The sequence below is a fragment of the Mesorhizobium sp. A556 genome, assembly GCF_054489545.1.
Window position 1 is genome coordinate 138,938 of record NZ_JBTMXA010000009.1, and the last position, 14,706, is coordinate 153,643.

The 14,706-nt window shown below is 61.8% G+C and carries 15 protein-coding genes and 1 riboswitch; of the genes, 5 read left to right on the top strand and 10 right to left on the bottom strand.

Features of this window, described 5'->3' with window-relative positions:
* Window positions 1–23: 23 nt before the first annotated feature.
* Entirely contained in the window at window positions 24–395 is a 372-nt protein-coding gene (locus ACX3P0_RS17905; protein ID WP_459090534.1) for a DUF805 domain-containing protein, read from the bottom strand.
* Window positions 396–498: 103 nt separating this feature from the next.
* Window positions 499–1,353 (bottom strand): 2,3,4,5-tetrahydropyridine-2,6-dicarboxylate N-succinyltransferase, encoded by an 855-nt coding sequence (gene dapD / locus ACX3P0_RS17910; RefSeq protein WP_459090536.1) that lies wholly within the window; start codon window positions 1,351–1,353, stop codon window positions 499–501.
* 144 nt (window positions 1,354–1,497) lie between these two features.
* Here dapD and ACX3P0_RS17915 point away from each other — a divergent pair, with 144 nt between their 5' ends.
* Window positions 1,498–2,355 carry an LOG family protein gene (locus ACX3P0_RS17915; protein WP_459090538.1) on the top strand — a complete coding sequence of 286 codons (858 nt, stop codon included), beginning with the start codon at window positions 1,498–1,500 and terminating at the stop codon, window positions 2,353–2,355.
* 50 nt (window positions 2,356–2,405) lie between these two features.
* Here the strand turns inward: ACX3P0_RS17915 and ACX3P0_RS17920 are convergent, their stop codons facing one another.
* Window positions 2,406–3,128 carry a pyrimidine 5'-nucleotidase gene (locus ACX3P0_RS17920; RefSeq protein ID WP_459090540.1) on the bottom strand — a complete coding sequence of 241 codons (723 nt, stop codon included), beginning with the start codon at window positions 3,126–3,128 and terminating at the stop codon, window positions 2,406–2,408.
* 59 nt (window positions 3,129–3,187) lie between these two features.
* A complete protein-coding gene (locus tag ACX3P0_RS17925; protein WP_459090542.1) occupies window positions 3,188–3,931 on the bottom strand; it encodes a sulfite exporter TauE/SafE family protein in 744 nt (247 codons plus the stop codon).
* A gap of 376 nt (window positions 3,932–4,307) precedes the next feature.
* On the opposite strand from ACX3P0_RS17925, the gene ACX3P0_RS17930 reads away from it, so the two are divergent.
* Window positions 4,308–5,534 (top strand): O-antigen ligase family protein, encoded by a 1,227-nt coding sequence (locus tag ACX3P0_RS17930; protein ID WP_459090544.1) that lies wholly within the window; start codon window positions 4,308–4,310, stop codon window positions 5,532–5,534.
* Here ACX3P0_RS17930 and ACX3P0_RS17935 read toward each other — a convergent pair.
* Window positions 5,524–6,288 carry a glycosyltransferase family 25 protein gene (locus ACX3P0_RS17935; protein WP_459090546.1) on the bottom strand — a complete coding sequence of 255 codons (765 nt, stop codon included), beginning with the start codon at window positions 6,286–6,288 and terminating at the stop codon, window positions 5,524–5,526. The two genes, ACX3P0_RS17930 and ACX3P0_RS17935, sit on opposite strands and share 11 nt — an antisense overlap.
* 99 nt (window positions 6,289–6,387) lie before the next feature.
* Entirely contained in the window at window positions 6,388–6,723 is a 336-nt protein-coding gene (locus tag ACX3P0_RS17940) for a ribbon-helix-helix domain-containing protein (protein ID WP_459080239.1), read from the bottom strand.
* A 215-nt stretch (window positions 6,724–6,938) separates the two neighbouring features.
* Here ACX3P0_RS17940 and ACX3P0_RS17945 point away from each other — a divergent pair, with 215 nt between their 5' ends.
* The 3 genes from ACX3P0_RS17945 to ACX3P0_RS17955 all read left to right on the top strand — a co-directional run bounded on the left by ACX3P0_RS17945 (window position 6,939) and on the right by ACX3P0_RS17955 (window position 9,566).
* Window positions 6,939–7,334: a VOC family protein gene (locus tag ACX3P0_RS17945; RefSeq protein ID WP_459090548.1), complete on the top strand. Its 396-nt coding sequence runs from the start codon at window positions 6,939–6,941 to the stop codon at window positions 7,332–7,334.
* A gap of 67 nt (window positions 7,335–7,401) precedes the next feature.
* Window positions 7,402–7,950, top strand: a complete 549-nt coding sequence (locus tag ACX3P0_RS17950) for a twin-arginine translocation signal domain-containing protein (protein WP_459090550.1) — start codon at window positions 7,402–7,404, stop codon at window positions 7,948–7,950.
* A gap of 44 nt (window positions 7,951–7,994) precedes the next feature.
* Window positions 7,995–9,566 (top strand): GMC family oxidoreductase, encoded by a 1,572-nt coding sequence (locus tag ACX3P0_RS17955; RefSeq protein WP_459090552.1) that lies wholly within the window; start codon window positions 7,995–7,997, stop codon window positions 9,564–9,566.
* A gap of 84 nt (window positions 9,567–9,650) precedes the next feature.
* Here the strand turns inward: ACX3P0_RS17955 and ACX3P0_RS17960 are convergent, their stop codons facing one another.
* The 4 genes from ACX3P0_RS17960 to ACX3P0_RS17975 form a co-directional block, all read right to left on the bottom strand.
* Window positions 9,651–10,442, bottom strand: coding sequence for an ABC transporter ATP-binding protein (locus ACX3P0_RS17960; RefSeq protein WP_459090554.1), 792 nt, complete (start codon window positions 10,440–10,442; stop codon window positions 9,651–9,653).
* A complete protein-coding gene (locus tag ACX3P0_RS17965; RefSeq protein WP_459090556.1) occupies window positions 10,439–11,440 on the bottom strand; it encodes a FecCD family ABC transporter permease in 1,002 nt (333 codons plus the stop codon). Before ACX3P0_RS17965 ends, ACX3P0_RS17960 begins: the two co-directional genes overlap by 4 nt.
* Window positions 11,437–12,243, bottom strand: coding sequence for an ABC transporter substrate-binding protein (locus tag ACX3P0_RS17970; protein WP_459090558.1), 807 nt, complete (start codon window positions 12,241–12,243; stop codon window positions 11,437–11,439). The genes ACX3P0_RS17965 and ACX3P0_RS17970 overlap by 4 nt, the downstream gene beginning before the upstream one ends.
* Window positions 12,244–12,311: 68 nt before the next feature.
* Window positions 12,312–14,219, bottom strand: coding sequence for a TonB-dependent receptor plug domain-containing protein (locus ACX3P0_RS17975; RefSeq protein WP_459090560.1), 1,908 nt, complete (start codon window positions 14,217–14,219; stop codon window positions 12,312–12,314).
* A 176-nt stretch (window positions 14,220–14,395) separates the two neighbouring features.
* Window positions 14,396–14,603: riboswitch (cobalamin riboswitch) on the bottom strand.
* Window positions 14,604–14,706: the final 103 nt, after the last annotated feature.

A 14,706-nucleotide genomic window follows, 5' to 3' on the forward strand; every position in this document is an offset into this window, starting at 1 on the left:
TTTGCGCCAGAGGCCTCTGAGGCTCAATCCGGCGCGTTGGTCTGGCGGCCATAGCGATTGGCTTCGGGATCGCCCGGAAACAGGCAGAGCACGAACAAGGCGATGAACGAGACGATCGGCACGAACAGCAACAGCGCCGCCAATCCCGGCTTGCCGAAATCGTGCAGCCGCTTCACGGCCAGCGCGATGTTCGACCAGAGCGAGCTAAGGAAGGCGACCATGAAAAGGGCGGCCCAGATTTCGCTCTCGGTCGTGCCTTCCGGCGTCAGGGTGAAGCGATAGAGCGGAAATACCTGGGCCAGCGCAATCAGCAGCCCGCCAAGGAAATAGACCATCCGGCTGACGCGGCCCGATGTCCTGAAGAACAGCCAGATGAGTTCCGATTTTCCGGGCAAGGCATTCCATTCCGTAGTGGCTGGGGCTTGAAGGCCCAAAGGGAGGCCGAAGGGGGCGACGGGTTTGATTGCCGCCCTTGGAGGTGCGCGTTTCAGCGCGAAATCAGTCCCGCAGCAATTCGTTGATCGAGGTCTTGGAGCGTGTCTTTGCATCGACCCGCTTGACGATGACCGCGCAATAGAGGTTCGGGCCGGGTTCGCCATTGGGCAGCGGTTTGCCGGGCAGGGATCCCGCGACGACGACGGAATTGGCTGGGACTTCGCCGTAGAACACTTCGCCGGTGGCGCGGTCGATGATCTTGGTCGATTGGCCGATGAAGACGCCCATGCCGAGCACGGAGCCTTCGCGAACGATGCAGCCTTCGACGACCTCGGAGCGCGCGCCGATGAAGCAATTATCCTCGATGATGGTCGGCCCGGACTGCATCGGCTCCAACACGCCGCCGATGCCGACGCCGCCCGACAGGTGCACGTTCTTGCCGATCTGCGCGCAGGAACCGACCGAGGCCCAGGTGTCGACCATGGTGCCGCTATCGACATAGGAACCGACATTGACGAAGGACGGCATCAAAACGACGCCCGGCGCCACATAGGCCGAACGCCGCACGACCGCCGGCGGCACGGCGCGAAAGCCGGCCTTTTCGAAGTCGACCGCACCCCAGCCGTCGAATTTCGACGGCACCTTGTCCCACCACACGGCCTGGCCGGGGCCGCCGCCGATAATATCCATCGGGCTGAGCCGGAAGGACAGGAGGACGGCTTTCTTCAGCCACTGATTGACATGCCATGTGCCGTCGGCCTGGCGTTCCGCAACGCGGGCGGTTCCCTTGTCGAGCAAGTTCAGAGCCGACTCGATGGCCTCGCGGACTTCGCCGCGTGTGTCGGTGGAAATGCCGTCGCGCGCCTCGAACGCCTTGTCGATGGTCTTTTCGAGACTGGCCAGATCGGGCTTCGGCATGCGGGCGGCTCCATTTCCATGCTGTTAAGGGCTGGCCCTTAACCTGTTCCAAAATCGCGCGGACCCTATGTTAAGGTCCGGGGTCGGTCAATCAGCACGGCGCCGTGGCGTGCGCCAAACAGGCAGCATTTGGGGATTTTGGGCATGAACACCGAGGAAAAAGCGAGCTGGACGCCGCTTCCGCATTCGGACGAGGATCTGGAACGGGCAAAAAGCGTGCCCGATACGCCGCAGACGCGCGCGCCGACCTATCGCCTGGCCTGGAACGACGAGGATTTCATGACTCGGCGCGAACTGCGCGCCGTGCGGCTGCAACTCGAATTGCTGAAGCCGGAGATGATCCTGGCCGAGCGCGGCATCCGCTCGACGGTGATCCTGTTCGGGGGCGCGCGCATCCCTGAACCGGGCGGCGACGCATGGGCGGCGAAGAATGAGACGCAGAGGAAAAATCTCGAAGAAAACAGCAAATATTACGAGGAGGCGCGCAAATTCGCTCGCCTGTGCTCGCAACAATCGGCCACCTCCTACTACCGCGAATTCGTGGTGGTGACGGGCGGCGGTCCCGGCGTGATGGAGGCGGGCAATCGCGGCGCCGCCGACGTTGGCGCGCCGTCCATCGGCCTCAACATCGTGTTGCCGCACGAACAGGCGCCCAACATCTATGTGACGCCGGAGCTATGCTTCAATTTCCACTATTTCGCGATCCGCAAGATGCACTTCGTCATGCGCGCAAAGGCGGTTGCCGTATTCCCCGGCGGTTTCGGCACCATGGACGAATTCTTCGAGACGCTGACGCTGATCCAGACCGGCCGCATGGAGCGCGTTCCGGTGATCCTGTTCGGCAAGGCCTTCTGGAGCCGCGCGCTCGATCTGGACTTCCTGGCCGAGCAAGGCACCATCACGCCCGGCGACCAGGACATCATCGACTATGTCGATACCGCCGACGAAGCATGGGACATCGTCAGAAGATTCTACAAGCTGGGAATAGGGAATAGGGAATAGGGAATAGGGAATAGGGAATAGGGAATAGGGAAGCCATTCCCTGCTATCAATTATCTTGTCCCTACTCCCGCATTCGCGCTCACGATCGCGTTCAGGAATCCCGACAGATCGTCGGTAACGAAATCGACATCGTCCTCATGGGCGGGATCGCTTTCCCATATTTCGGAAAAAGTCGGCTCGAAATTGTTCGGCACGACCAGCACGGTCGTCATCCCCAGCGCTTTCGGCACCGAAAGATTGCGCGCAAGATCCTCGAACATCGCCGTGGCCTGACCGGTGACGGCGTGGAGTTCGACGAATTTCTCATAGGTCTGGCGCGCCGGCTTTGGCGTCAGCCCGGCGGCGACGATGTCGAAGATGGCATCGAAATTGTCGAGGATGCCGAGTTGGCGCGCGGCGCGCTCGGCATGGCGGCGGTCGCCATTGGTGAAAATGAACTTGCGGCCCGGCAGTTGATGGATTGCCGTTCCCAGCACCGGATCCGGCACCAGCCACGAATAATCGATGTCGTGGACCTTTTGCAGAAAATCGTCCGGGTCGATGCCATGCAACTCCATCAGCCCGTTCAGCGTGGTGCCGTATTGAAGGTACAGTTCCTTTTGCAGCTTGCGCGCATCCTCGCGCGGAAGCGCCAGCAGTTCCGCCACATAGGCCGTCATCCGCACATCGATCTGCGAGAACAGGTTCGAATGGTGCGGATAAAGTGTGTTGTCGAGGTCGAATACCCAATCGGTGACATGGGCAAAGCGGGTAGGGTCGGGCAGGTTTGTCATGCGGCCCTTATGCCATGGATTGGGGTTTGGAGAAGGGGCAATTCGCAAACTTTAGCGCCTCAGGTGAGGCCGTCGTAGATCAGCTTGATCGAGATGACCGCGAGAACGATCTTCACCGCGCGGAAGAAGAGAAGATCGGGGATGATTCTCGTCGCGTGCGCGCCGACATAGGCGCCCACTATGGATACCGGTAGCAGCCACAATGTAATTCGCGTGTTGTTCGCCGATAGCTCGCCAAGCGCCCAGTAGGGCAGGAGCTTTGCGACATTGATGACCGCGAAGAGAATTGTCGATGTGCCCGCAAAGACCAGCTTTTCGAGCTTTTGCGGCAGCACATAGACCTGAAACGGCCCGCCGCCGGAATGCGCGACGAAACTGCTGAGGCCCGAGAGCGTGCCCCAAACCAGGCCCGGCGCGACCGCAGCCTTGCTGGGCGCCCGATCCGGTTTTGCGAGAAAGCTGCTGACGCAATAGAAAAGCCCGACCGCGCCGACCAGCAGCATGACGTGGTCGCTCGATACGAATTCGGCCGTCAGCCAGCCGAAAAACACGCCGGCAAGCCCGGCCGGAATGAGGATTGTCAGATTGCGCCGGCTGAAATGCCGCCGGTACAGCCATAGGCCGATCAGGTCCGAACCCACATAAATCGGCAACAGCATGCCGGCGGCCACGACCGGCGAAATCGACAGGGTCAACAAGGGAACTGCGAGCGAACCGACCACCGGCAGCCCGCCTTTCGAAAGCCCTACGGAGAATGCGGCCAGGACTGCCAGAGAGACAAAGAACGGATCGGAGAGGCTCATTCATTTCCTTGTCAAACGAAGTCCATCGATATCAAGGCTTTGCACACGCCCCGGCGAGGCGGCAAGACAAGTCAGGGACTGTCCACGCTCAAATTCGACGCAACATTCGGGTGCCTGCGACCCTGTCGGCGCTTGACTGGGCGGCCGTGGTTGGCGAGGAAGCCGTGTTAGAGGATATGACCCGGTGAGAAGTGCGCATCAGCTTTGAGAAATGTAAGATCTGTGTCAACACAGCGAAGCGCGCTGCGGGCGTCCAGTCGGGGCGTCGTGGCAGACAGACGTCGGCGTTGAGGACGAATAGACCTTCATTCATCGGGCGTTGCGTATGAACAGCGAAGAGACCCCTTCACGGACCGCGGTCGGGAAACTGCATCGCATGTTCTTATGGCGGCGGGCCATCGATCCGGTTCTTCTATCCATCGCCATTGCCTGCATCCCGGTCAAGCTGGGCCTGGATATTCTTATCCTCGGCCTGATCCTCTGCGGCGGCATCTTCCTGATAATCCTGCGACACCGGTCGATGCGCCTGATCGATCCCTACTACGCGCTGGCGGCGCTGGCCTATTCGCTCGTAGCCCTGGCGATCGGCCTTTATCATGGTGAGTTCGCGGCAGACATACGCTGGATCACCTTGTCCTTGTACTTCGCGCTCGGCATTCCCCTGTTCACCGGCTTCGCCCTGATTCGTGACCCGTTGCGGCAAATGGCGATCGGCGCGCGGGTCGGCCTCATCGTGACCTTGGTGGTGGCCATTTTCGAAGGCTTGAACGGCCAGGTTCGAATCGGCCTCGGCGGCAACGCCGCCAATGCGGCCTTCGTGATCTGCATGATGGCCGTGATGGCGCGGTTCCAGGCGAGCGAAGCGCCTCGCTATCTGCCCAATAGCCGGCTGTGGTTTTATCTGGCGCTGGTTCCGGAGTTGATGACGGGAACGAGGAGCGTGCTGCCGATTTTTGTTTTCGCCGCGCTGATCGACGTCGTCGAACTGCGCGAGGTTATTCTCGTCAAGGTGCGTGAAGCGGGTGCCCGGCGGTTGATCGGCTTCAGTCTGGCCGGCCTGGTCGCGCTTTCTGCGGTAGCCTACCAGACAAGCGATATCGTCATGGAGCGCGCCGTCTATACGGCAAAGGAAGTCGACAGTCTGGTGCTTCCCGCCGACAAGGACGTCACCGGTATCGGAATACGCATAACGCTTTGGAAAGGCGCGATAAAAATCTTCCAGGAACACCCATTGCTGGGGCTGGGCGGCGAGGAAAGCATGCGCCAGATAAAACAGGGAATACCCGAAGCCCAGCGCGGGATCTACGCCCTCTACAGCCATGTTCATTTCTTCGTGCTCGATGAACTGCGCACCAGAGGGCTGGTTGGTCTTGTTTTCCTGATTGGCCTTTTTGCGGTCGCCTTCACGCGGATCTTCGGCATCAAGGATCACGACATCCGGGTCAATGCGCTCATTTTCCTGGGGTTCCTGCTGTTCTACGGATCTTTGCACGGGCTATTGCTGGGCGACAGGAATGTCGCCGTGACCATTCTGCTCTTGACGGCGCTGCTTGCCAGGCGCCGGAAAGACGAGATCGGCTGCCGCGCGGCTCTCAGGAAATAGCGGGACGGATCAAGGCGCCGACGAAGCGTCTTGCATAATCGGCAGCCCTGAAAAATGCCGCCGGAATTCTCATCGGCAACGCAAGTTTCGTGGCCTTGTAGACCGATCTGCCGCCTATCGTGGTCGTGCGTTGATCGGCTTCCGACACGAGGAACCGGCGTGTCTCGAAGACGGGGACGCCATGGCTCCAGTCTCTTTCCAGCGCAACATCGTAGGGCAAAAACATCGGCAACAGGCGCTGCCGCAAGCGTTGCGCGGCTTGCCTGCTTACCACATAGGCCATCGACGACCCCAGTGGTCCATGCAGGCAAGAGCCGATCTCGTCGCCTGCCGCCGTGGTTGCCTTGCGGCGAAATCCCTTGAGGCGGTGGTTGTAGAGCTTGACCACGCCAAGCCGATTGCCGCCTGCCTCCCTGTCCAGTTTCACGATGGAATCCGTGCGCGCGACGAAATCGTCGGCAAGCAAGGCATCGTCTTCCAGGATGATGGCATAGGGGTGGCCTCCCGCCACGATCATGTCCATGGCGCGCAGATGGCTCATATAGCAGCCATATTCGGCGGCAAGCGCCGTCCGGCCATGGCAGAGGCGAAACCGGACCTCACTGAACCCTTCCAGCACCGATCTGTCCAGGAGGCGGCCGTCTATGGCCGGGACGCGGGTGATGGCCAGGCCAAGCTGCTCCGCTCTCGCGGAGAGGGTGGTCCAGCGGTCGACCGAACTGTCGAGGTTGATGACAAAAATGGGCAGCGGCATCGAGTCAAGTTCTCCGGCCTCGGCAACAGCATCGGACCGCAGGCTTTGCATTCTTTTCGTCAAGCAATCCCCGGCGGCAATGGCCAGGCTCGAGCGCGGCTATGCGTCGTGGTGAAGCGCCAGGCTGTTGATCGCGGCTTTTTGCCTGAGCGCCGTCAATTCCTCCATGCATGGGCGAAGCCCCCGCAGGTAAAGCGCGCAGGTCGTACGCAGCATCGACGCGAAATTCTGGATTTCGCCATTGATGTCGATAGCCTCGTCATACAGCTTGGAAATGAATTTCGGCGTGCTCAGGTTCTGGCTTTCGGCAATCTCGTCGAGCAATTCCCAGAAGGTGGCCTCCAACTGGATACTGGTCGAATGGCCGTCAATGCGGATCGAGCGATTGATCTGCCGATAGCCGTCCGGGTCCTGGCCAGCAAAAACCTTGCACATCTCGAAACCTCCTGGTCGCCTTTGATCGTGGGAAGGATAGTGCTCGCCCGGCGGTCACAATCGCTCCAATAGCATTCTTCATTCAAAAAGACGGAAACGGCAACCCGGCTTTCGCCCTTCTGGCGCTGCGGCAATTTGCGCGTGGTAACGGGCTGCCACCATCTTTGCTGCGGCAACGCCATAATCGCTCCCGAACGACGAAGCGGAGTTTCGATTTGGCGAAGGCGATCCACACCATGATCCGGGTTCTCGATGAGGCCCGATCCACCGATTTCTATCAGAAGGCGTTCGGCCTCTCCGTGGCCGAGCGGCTTGATTTCGACACCTTTACGCTGATTTATCTCTCCAATGACGAAGCGGCATTCGAGGTCGAACTGACCGTCAACAAGGGCCGCACCGAGCCTTATGCACTTGGCGACGGCTACGGGCATCTTGCGGTTTCGGTGAACGATCTCGATGGCGAGCATGACCGGTTGGGCGCGCTCGGGTTCAACCCGAAGAACATTGTCGAGTTCAAGAACGACGGCGTCCTGCTCGCCCGCTTCTTCTTCATCGAAGACCCCGATGGCTACAAGATCGAAGTCCTGCAGCGTCACGGTCGCTTCAAATAGGAGAAATGCTCGCAAGCCGAGCCAGCAACGGCGCCGATAGCGCCCATAGCAAGCCAGGGAGGAAAATATGGTCACGATTTACGATGGAAAGCCGAAGTCTTCGGACGGAAAAGGGCTTTCGCGCCGCGACTTGCTGAAACGCGGTGGCGTCGGCGCGCTACTGGTGATTTCCGGCAGCGCCGTCATCAGCCCCGAGCATGCCTGGGGGCTTGAAACCTCCGCGCTCAAGCCGGAAACCATGGCGACGCTGATCCAGATGGCGCGCGACATCTATCCGCACGACCAAGTTGCGGACAAATATTATGCCATCGCCGTCAAGGGCCATGACGAGCAGGCCGGCAAGGATCCCGCCCACAAGGATCTCATTGAAAACGGCATAGCCGACCTTGACCAGAAGGCGGGCGAGGGCGGCTATACCGGCCTTGGCTGGGAAGAGCAGCGCATCGCCGTGCTGAAGCAGATCGAGACAACGCCGTTCTTCCAGGCGATTCGTGGCGGGTTGGTCGTCGGCCTCTACAACCAGAAGGAGATCTGGCCGATCTTCGGCTACGAGGGCGAGTCCTATTCGAAGGGCGGCTACATCGAGCGTGGCTTCGACGACATTGAGTGGCTCTGAGCCCTTTTCCGCATCACAAGAATTAGCACTCATGGGAGGAATCCATGGCAGCACCATTTGATCTGAACAACGACGGCGTGGTCGTCATCGTAGGCTCGGGAGCCGGCGGCGGTACGCTGGGCAACGAACTGGCCCAGAAGGGCATCGACGTCGTCATCCTCGAGGCCGGCGCGCGTCACGAATATGAGGACTTCATCAACGACGAATGGGATTCGTTTGCGCAACTCGCCTGGACGGACAAGCGCACGACTTCCGGCAGCTGGCGCGTGGCGAAGGACTTTCCCAACCTGCCGGCCTGGATCGTCAAGGCGGTCGGCGGCTCGACCGTGCACTGGGCGGGCGCGTCGCTACGCTTTCAGGAGCATGAGTTCAAGACGCTCACCAACTATGGCAAACTGGAAGGGGCGAACCTGCTCGACTGGCCGATCACGCTGGCCGAACTCGAACCCTACTACGCCAGGGCCGAGGACAAGATGGGCGTCACGCGCACCAATGGCATTGCCGGCCTGCCGGGCAACAACAATTTCAAGATAATGAAGGCTGGAGCCGACAAGCTCGGCTACAAGGAATGTCACACCGGCAACATGGCGATCAATTCCGAAGAGCGCGACGGCCGCATGGCCTGCCAGCAGACCGGCTTTTGCTTCCAGGGCTGCAAATGGGGCGCAAAATGGTCGACGCTCTATACGGAAATTCCCAAGGGCGAAGCCACCGGCCATCTCGAAGTCCGGCCGAACGCGATGGTCATCAAGATCAATCACGACGCCAGCGGCAAGGTCACCGGCGTGGTCTATGCCGATAAGGACGGCAAGCAGCACGAGCAGAAGGCACGCATCGTCGCCGTTGCCGGCAACTCGATAGAAAGCCCGCGCCTGCTGCTCAATTCGCAATCGAGCCAGTTCCCCGACGGCCTCGCCAATTCGTCCGGGCAAGTGGGCAAGAACTACATGCGCCACACCACGGGGTCGGTCTATGCGATCTTCGACAAGCCGGTGCACATGTATCGCGGCACCACCATGGCCGGCATCATCCGCGACGAGGCGCGGCACGATCCCTCGCGCGGCTTCGTTGGCGGCTACGAGCTTGAAACGGTGTCGATTGGCATACCGTTCACCGCGGCGTTTCTCGATCCGGGCGCCTGGGGGCGTTCCTTCACCACCGCAATCGACCATTACGACCACATGGCCGGCTTGTGGATCGTGGGCGAGGACATGGCTCGCGAGGAAAACCGCATCACGCTGCACGCCGACGAAAAGGATGCGCACGGCATGCCGATCGCCGACGTGCATTTCGACGACCATCCCAACGACACCGCCATGCGCAACCACGCCTACAAGCAGTCGATCGCGCTCTACGACGCGGTCGGCGCAACGCGCACCCTACCGACCCCGCCCTATCCTTCGACGCACAATCTGGGCACGAACCGGATGAGCGAGAAACCGCAGGACGGTGTCGTCAACAAACATGGACAGGCACACGACATCAAGAACCTGTTCGTGTCCGATGGCAGCCAGTTCACCTCGGGCGGCGCAGAAAATCCGACCCTGACCATCGTTAGCCTGGCGATCCGGCAGGCCGAATATATCGCCAAGGAGATGGCGGCCAAGAACATCTGAACATCACAGCGACAGCCCGCGCCACGACAAAAGAAGTGGCGCGGGCGGCCAATCCACCTAGATGCCAAGACAAGCCGGAGCGCTTCAGCCGGGCTTGCGGTCGGCCGCGATAAGGTCGAGCGGCTGGATGATCGGCCGCTCTCCGGCTTCGCCGAAATAGGCTTCGACGCGGTAGACCGAGCGCAGCCTAGCTGCCGTCAAGACCTCGCGGGGCGGACCGTCCGCGACCACGACGCCATTGTCGAGCAGGATCAGCCGCGAGCACCAGCGCGCGGCAAGGCCGAGATCGTGCATCGAGGCGACAACGCCGTTCCCCTCGCTGGCAAGCGTTGCGAAGGTTTTCATCAGCGCGATCTGGTGCGACGGATCGAGACCGGCGGCCGGCTCATCGGCCAGAAGCAGCGGCGCGTCCTGCGCCAAGGCGCGGGCAATCAGCACCCGCGCCTTTTCGCCGCCCGAAAGTTCCATTGCCGATCGATCGCGAAATCCGTCTATTTCCATGCGTCGCATGGCGCGCTCTACGATTTCCCTGTCGGCGCCATTGGCTGCCGCAAGGGCTGGCCGGTGTGCGAAGCGCCCGAGCGCAACGACCGTCTCGACGGAAACCGGCCAGGCGATGTCGCGCTCCTGCGGCAGATAAGCGACGTGGCGTGCGCGCTCGCGTGCACTCAAAGTGGCTGCGTCGTGCCCGTTGACGGCAACGCTGCCCTGATGCGGAATGAAACCGAGGATGGTACGCAGCAGCGTCGATTTTCCCGCGCCGTTCGGCCCGATCAAGCCGACGAACTCGCCCGCGGCGACCTCGAACGACAGGTTTTTCAGCACCGGCTTGCCGCCGAGCGAAGCATGGAGGTTCTTGACCGAAAGCAGGCTCACAGCATCTGGCTCCGTGTCCTGTAAACCAGCCATAGGAAGAACGGCGCGCCGACGATGGCGGTCAGCACGCCGAGCTTGAGGTCACGCTCGGGCGCGATGACGCGCACCAGCGTGTCGGCCGCCAGAAGCACGCAGGCGCCGCCAAGCGCGCTGGCCGGCAAAAGACGCGACGGCCGCGAGCCGACCAGCGGACGCAGCATATGCGGCACGACCAGCCCGACGAAGCCGATGACGCCGGCCACGGCCGTTGCCGCCCCGACGCAAGCCGCCGTGCCGAACACGGCCAAGAACTGCACCCGGCGCATGTCGACGCCCATGCTTGCGGCCGCATCGCCGCCCAGCGTCAGCGCATCGAGCGAGCGGCCGAGGCTTGCCAGCATTGCCCATCCCGCCAGCATGAACGGGCCGGCCAGCCACACATGCGTCATCGAGCGGTCGGTCAGCGAGCCGAGCATCCAGAACATGATTTCAAGGGCCGCGAACGGATTGGGCGACAGGTTGAGCGCAAGTGCTGTCATGGCGCTGGCAAGGCTCGACACGGCAATACCGGCGAGGATGACGGTGAGCGCGCCGCCGCGCAGGCCGGCCATCGCCTGCACCACCAGCACGGCGGCAACCGCACCCGCCAGCGCCGCCAGCGGCAGCCCGAGCGGAAACAGGGCGGACAAGCCCGTATAGATCGCGATCACCGCGCCCAGCGACGCGGAGGCGCTGACGCCGAGCAGCGCCGGTTCGGCCAGCGGGTTGCGCAGCCAGCCTTGCAGTGTCGCCCCCGACAGGCCGAGCGTTGCGCCGATCATCAGCCCCAGAATAGCGCGCGGCAGTCGGATTTCCTGCATGATCAGCGCAATCGTGCCGCCGTTCGTGGAAAACAGCGCCCGTATGCTGTCGCCGAACGCCACCGCCGCCGGCCCGACCGTCAGCGACAGGAAGAACAAAGCGAGCGTGAGCACGCCAAGGGCTGCCAGCACCAGCTTGAAGCGCAGGGCGTCGCTCATTGCGCGTCGCTGCCTTGGCCAAGCGCGGCGCGCTGGAGCATGCGCGAGGCTTCCAGCGTAAACGGCGCGCCGCAGATCGTGTATTTATCAGGTATGGGCACGACCCGGCCCGAAAGCGCGGTGAAGGCAGGATGGACAAAATTCTCCTTGGCCAGCACCGGCGCGCTGTATTGGCTGTCGCCCTCGATGATGATGTCCGGGTTGGCGAATATCAGAAGTTCCAGCGGCATCCGCGTCATGCCCTTGAAGCCGAGCGTCTCGCCCATATTGGTCAGCCCCGCCGCCTTGACGATGGCGTCGGCCAGCGTGCCGGAGCCGGAGGTATAGCTGTTGGCGTAGTAGAAGGCGGCATTTGTGGCCGGCACCTTTTGCGCGGCAAGGTCGGCCAGTCCCTTGTCCAGTTCCGCGACCAGTTCGGCGGCGCGCTGTTCACGGCCAAGCAATGCGCCCATGCGGATCAGGCTTTCCCGCACGTCCTCGAAAGAGGAAGCCGGTTCGAATTGCTCGACCCGGAAGCCGAGTTCCTCGAGCAGGCCAACCGTTGCCTTGGCGGTGTAGGTGCCGGCCAGCACCAGGTCGGGCCGCATCAGGAATATCTCCTCGGCCTGCCCATGGTTGAGCCGGTAATGGGCGGCCTCGTCGACCATCATCGAGGTGCCCTTCTCGATAGCAAGGAAGGACACCGACCGAAGCTGGCCAGGCCCGGCCATCAGCATCGCCAACTGGTCGGTGCACAAATTGATCGAAACGACGCGCTGCGGCCCAGGTTCGGCGGCGACCGCCGCGGAGACAAGCGACATCATGACCGCCGCCAGGGCAGTTCCGAAAAGGCGGCACCGCGACGGGGAGGCGGTCATGATGGCCAAGGCTCCTAGAACGACCGGGTGAAGCTCAGGTCGATCGTCCGCCCCGGAGCCCGGTAGTCCTGTTTGGTCTGATATTGCTCATCGAAGATATTAGCCACCGAGAACTTGAACTGCGACTGCTCGTCGAGCGCATAGAGCGCCGTGAAGTCCGCCGTCACATAGTCCGGCAATTTGACGAGGTTGGCGGCGTCGGCATAGCGCGCCCTGCCATAGATGACGGCGGCCGAAAGCTCGAGTTTCGTCGTCGGCTTGTAGGTCAGCCCGGCGGTGGCGTTGAAGCGGTCGCCATAGGCAACGTATTTGCCATGCACGCCGGGGCTTTTGTTGAGCGGCTCGCGAATGTCGATGCCCAGCCGGCCGCTCCACTCGGCGTTGAATTCATGCGCCATGGTCGCCTCAAAACCGGTTATCTGCACCTGATCGATGTTGTCCGGGTGCCACGGCCCCCACGCGTCGTTGGGGTCGATGGGCGCCCAGTTGATCTGGTCTTTCACCTGCGTGCGATAGACCGCCATGTCGAGGCTTGTCTGGGTCGTGGCCTGCCAGTTCAAGCCGATTTCGTAGGACCGCGACCGCTCCGGCTTCAGGTCCGGGTTACCCGACAGATAGGGGTCGGGATAATAGAGGTCGTTGAAGGTCGGGGCGCGAAAGCCGGTGGCGTAGGAGGTGCGCGCCACCAGCCCGTCCGTCAGTTCGTAGCTTGCGCCGATATTGTAGGTGGTGGCGCTGCCGAATTGCTCGTCGTGATCGTAGCGCAGGCCGCTATCGACGGTAAGCGCCTCGTACTCGAACGAATATTGGCCGAAGACGCCCGTCAGGTCGCGTTCCGTCTTGGCATAAGCGACAGCGGAGATGGAACTGCCATCGACCGTATCGCGATAGGCTTCGACCCCGCCCGACAGCGTATGTTTCGCTTCACCGACCTCGAACGTTTTTTGCGTGGAGGCGAGAATGCCATAGCGCAGCGTGTCGAAATCGTCGCCTTTTTCGCTCGGCCCGAAGTTCGAGGCATAGTCGAGCGCGGTCATCAGTTCGACGGTGGACGACCAGCTATCGGAATGGTCGATACGCGCGCCGATACGGCCGGAGAAATTGCTGGTATCGGCCTCGTTCACCGGCTGGCGGTCGTATTGGTTGCGGCCACGCGCATAAAGCCCATCGGAATAGATGCGGCCCCAGTCCATGTCCTTCGACAGCGAGAAATTGAACGAGCCTTGCCGGAAACCGTCCTTGTCCGGCTCGTGCCCATAGGCGGAAGGCACGGTGAAGTCGTAGCCCTGCGTCCCCAGCACTTGGGCGCCGAAGGAATAGTTCGTGCCGTCTTCGCTCTGGCCTTGCAGATTGCCGGACAGATACCCACCCCAGGGATGTATGACGCCCACCGTGACCGTACCGCAGCTTTTGCTTCCGTCGGCGCAGATGCCGCCCTGCTTGGTGATGATGTTGATGATGCCGCCGATAGCGTCCGCGCCATATTGCGCGGAGTGACCGCCCTTGGCGATTTCGATGCGTTGGATCGAAGCCAGCGGGATGCCGGACAGGTTGACGGTTCCCGACGTTGCCGAGCCTGCGCGCACGCCATTGACGAGCACGAGCGTCTGCGCGGCGGTGGTTCCACGCAGCGAAATGCTCGAATCCGCGCCCATGCCGCCATTGGCGGTCACGGTGACGCCTGGATAGGCCTTCAACAGGGACAGCAGGTCGGAAGCCGCCGACTGCTTGATCTCTTCCTCGCTTACCACGGTCACCGATGACGTCGACCGTTCCAGCGACGATTCACGCCGCAAGGGCGTGGTGATGAGGATGCGGTCGAGCTTCGTTGCACCGGAAGCGTCCGTGCCTGCTTCCTGCGCCCCCGCGTGGCCTGTCAGCACCAGCGCCAACGCGCCGGCCACCCCGATTATCTTCTTCAATTCGACCCCCAGAACTTTGCAGGCGAAGCTGTTCGCCCCTGGCTCATTTCAAGCCGCGTTCTGGTTCCAGCGATTGGCGGGGTTGATCTTCCACCCCCTCGACCGTCCCGGCGCGCGGCAACACGTTATCGTGTCACCGCCACGGACGACCGCGCCTGAACACCCCTCGTGTTCGGGCATGGGTGACTGGAATGGCAGGTCTCCTGACTTCCGTGTCATTACCGGTCTTCCGCCTTCCCGAGCACGCGAGCGCGTTCAGTGGCCAATGGAAGAAGGCTCAACGGTTACAGTTGCGGGGGCAGTCTCGGTTTCGGCCGGTTTGCCGGCTTCACCGTGTTCCCTTTTAAACCACCTTGCGGCGGCACCAGTTCCAGCGCGGAAACTAGTCGGCGCGGGCAGGGGCGTCAATCGCTCAAGGGCCGAAGTTCCAAAACAATTCTGAAGGCTGCGCGCGGGCATCTTGCCGGCTGGCTTGAGCAATGAAAGA

Coding starts and splice junctions, on each gene's coding strand:
- ACX3P0_RS17920 (WP_459090540.1), bottom strand. CDS start 3,128: ATGACAAACCTGCCCGACCCTACCCGCTTTGCCCATGTCACCGATTGG.
- ACX3P0_RS17970 (WP_459090558.1), bottom strand. CDS start 12,243: ATGATGTCGCTTGTCTCCGCGGCGGTCGCCGCCGAACCTGGGCCGCAG.
- ACX3P0_RS17955 (WP_459090552.1), top strand. CDS start 7,995: ATGGCAGCACCATTTGATCTGAACAACGACGGCGTGGTCGTCATCGTA.
- ACX3P0_RS17965 (WP_459090556.1), bottom strand. CDS start 11,440: ATGAGCGACGCCCTGCGCTTCAAGCTGGTGCTGGCAGCCCTTGGCGTG.
- ACX3P0_RS17915 (WP_459090538.1), top strand. CDS start 1,498: ATGAACACCGAGGAAAAAGCGAGCTGGACGCCGCTTCCGCATTCGGAC.
- dapD (WP_459090536.1), bottom strand. CDS start 1,353: ATGCCGAAGCCCGATCTGGCCAGTCTCGAAAAGACCATCGACAAGGCG.
- ACX3P0_RS17940 (WP_459080239.1), bottom strand. CDS start 6,723: ATGTGCAAGGTTTTTGCTGGCCAGGACCCGGACGGCTATCGGCAGATC.
- ACX3P0_RS17925 (WP_459090542.1), bottom strand. CDS start 3,931: ATGAGCCTCTCCGATCCGTTCTTTGTCTCTCTGGCAGTCCTGGCCGCA.
- ACX3P0_RS17935 (WP_459090546.1), bottom strand. CDS start 6,288: ATGCCGCTGCCCATTTTTGTCATCAACCTCGACAGTTCGGTCGACCGC.
- ACX3P0_RS17950 (WP_459090550.1), top strand. CDS start 7,402: ATGGTCACGATTTACGATGGAAAGCCGAAGTCTTCGGACGGAAAAGGG.
- ACX3P0_RS17930 (WP_459090544.1), top strand. CDS start 4,308: ATGTTCTTATGGCGGCGGGCCATCGATCCGGTTCTTCTATCCATCGCC.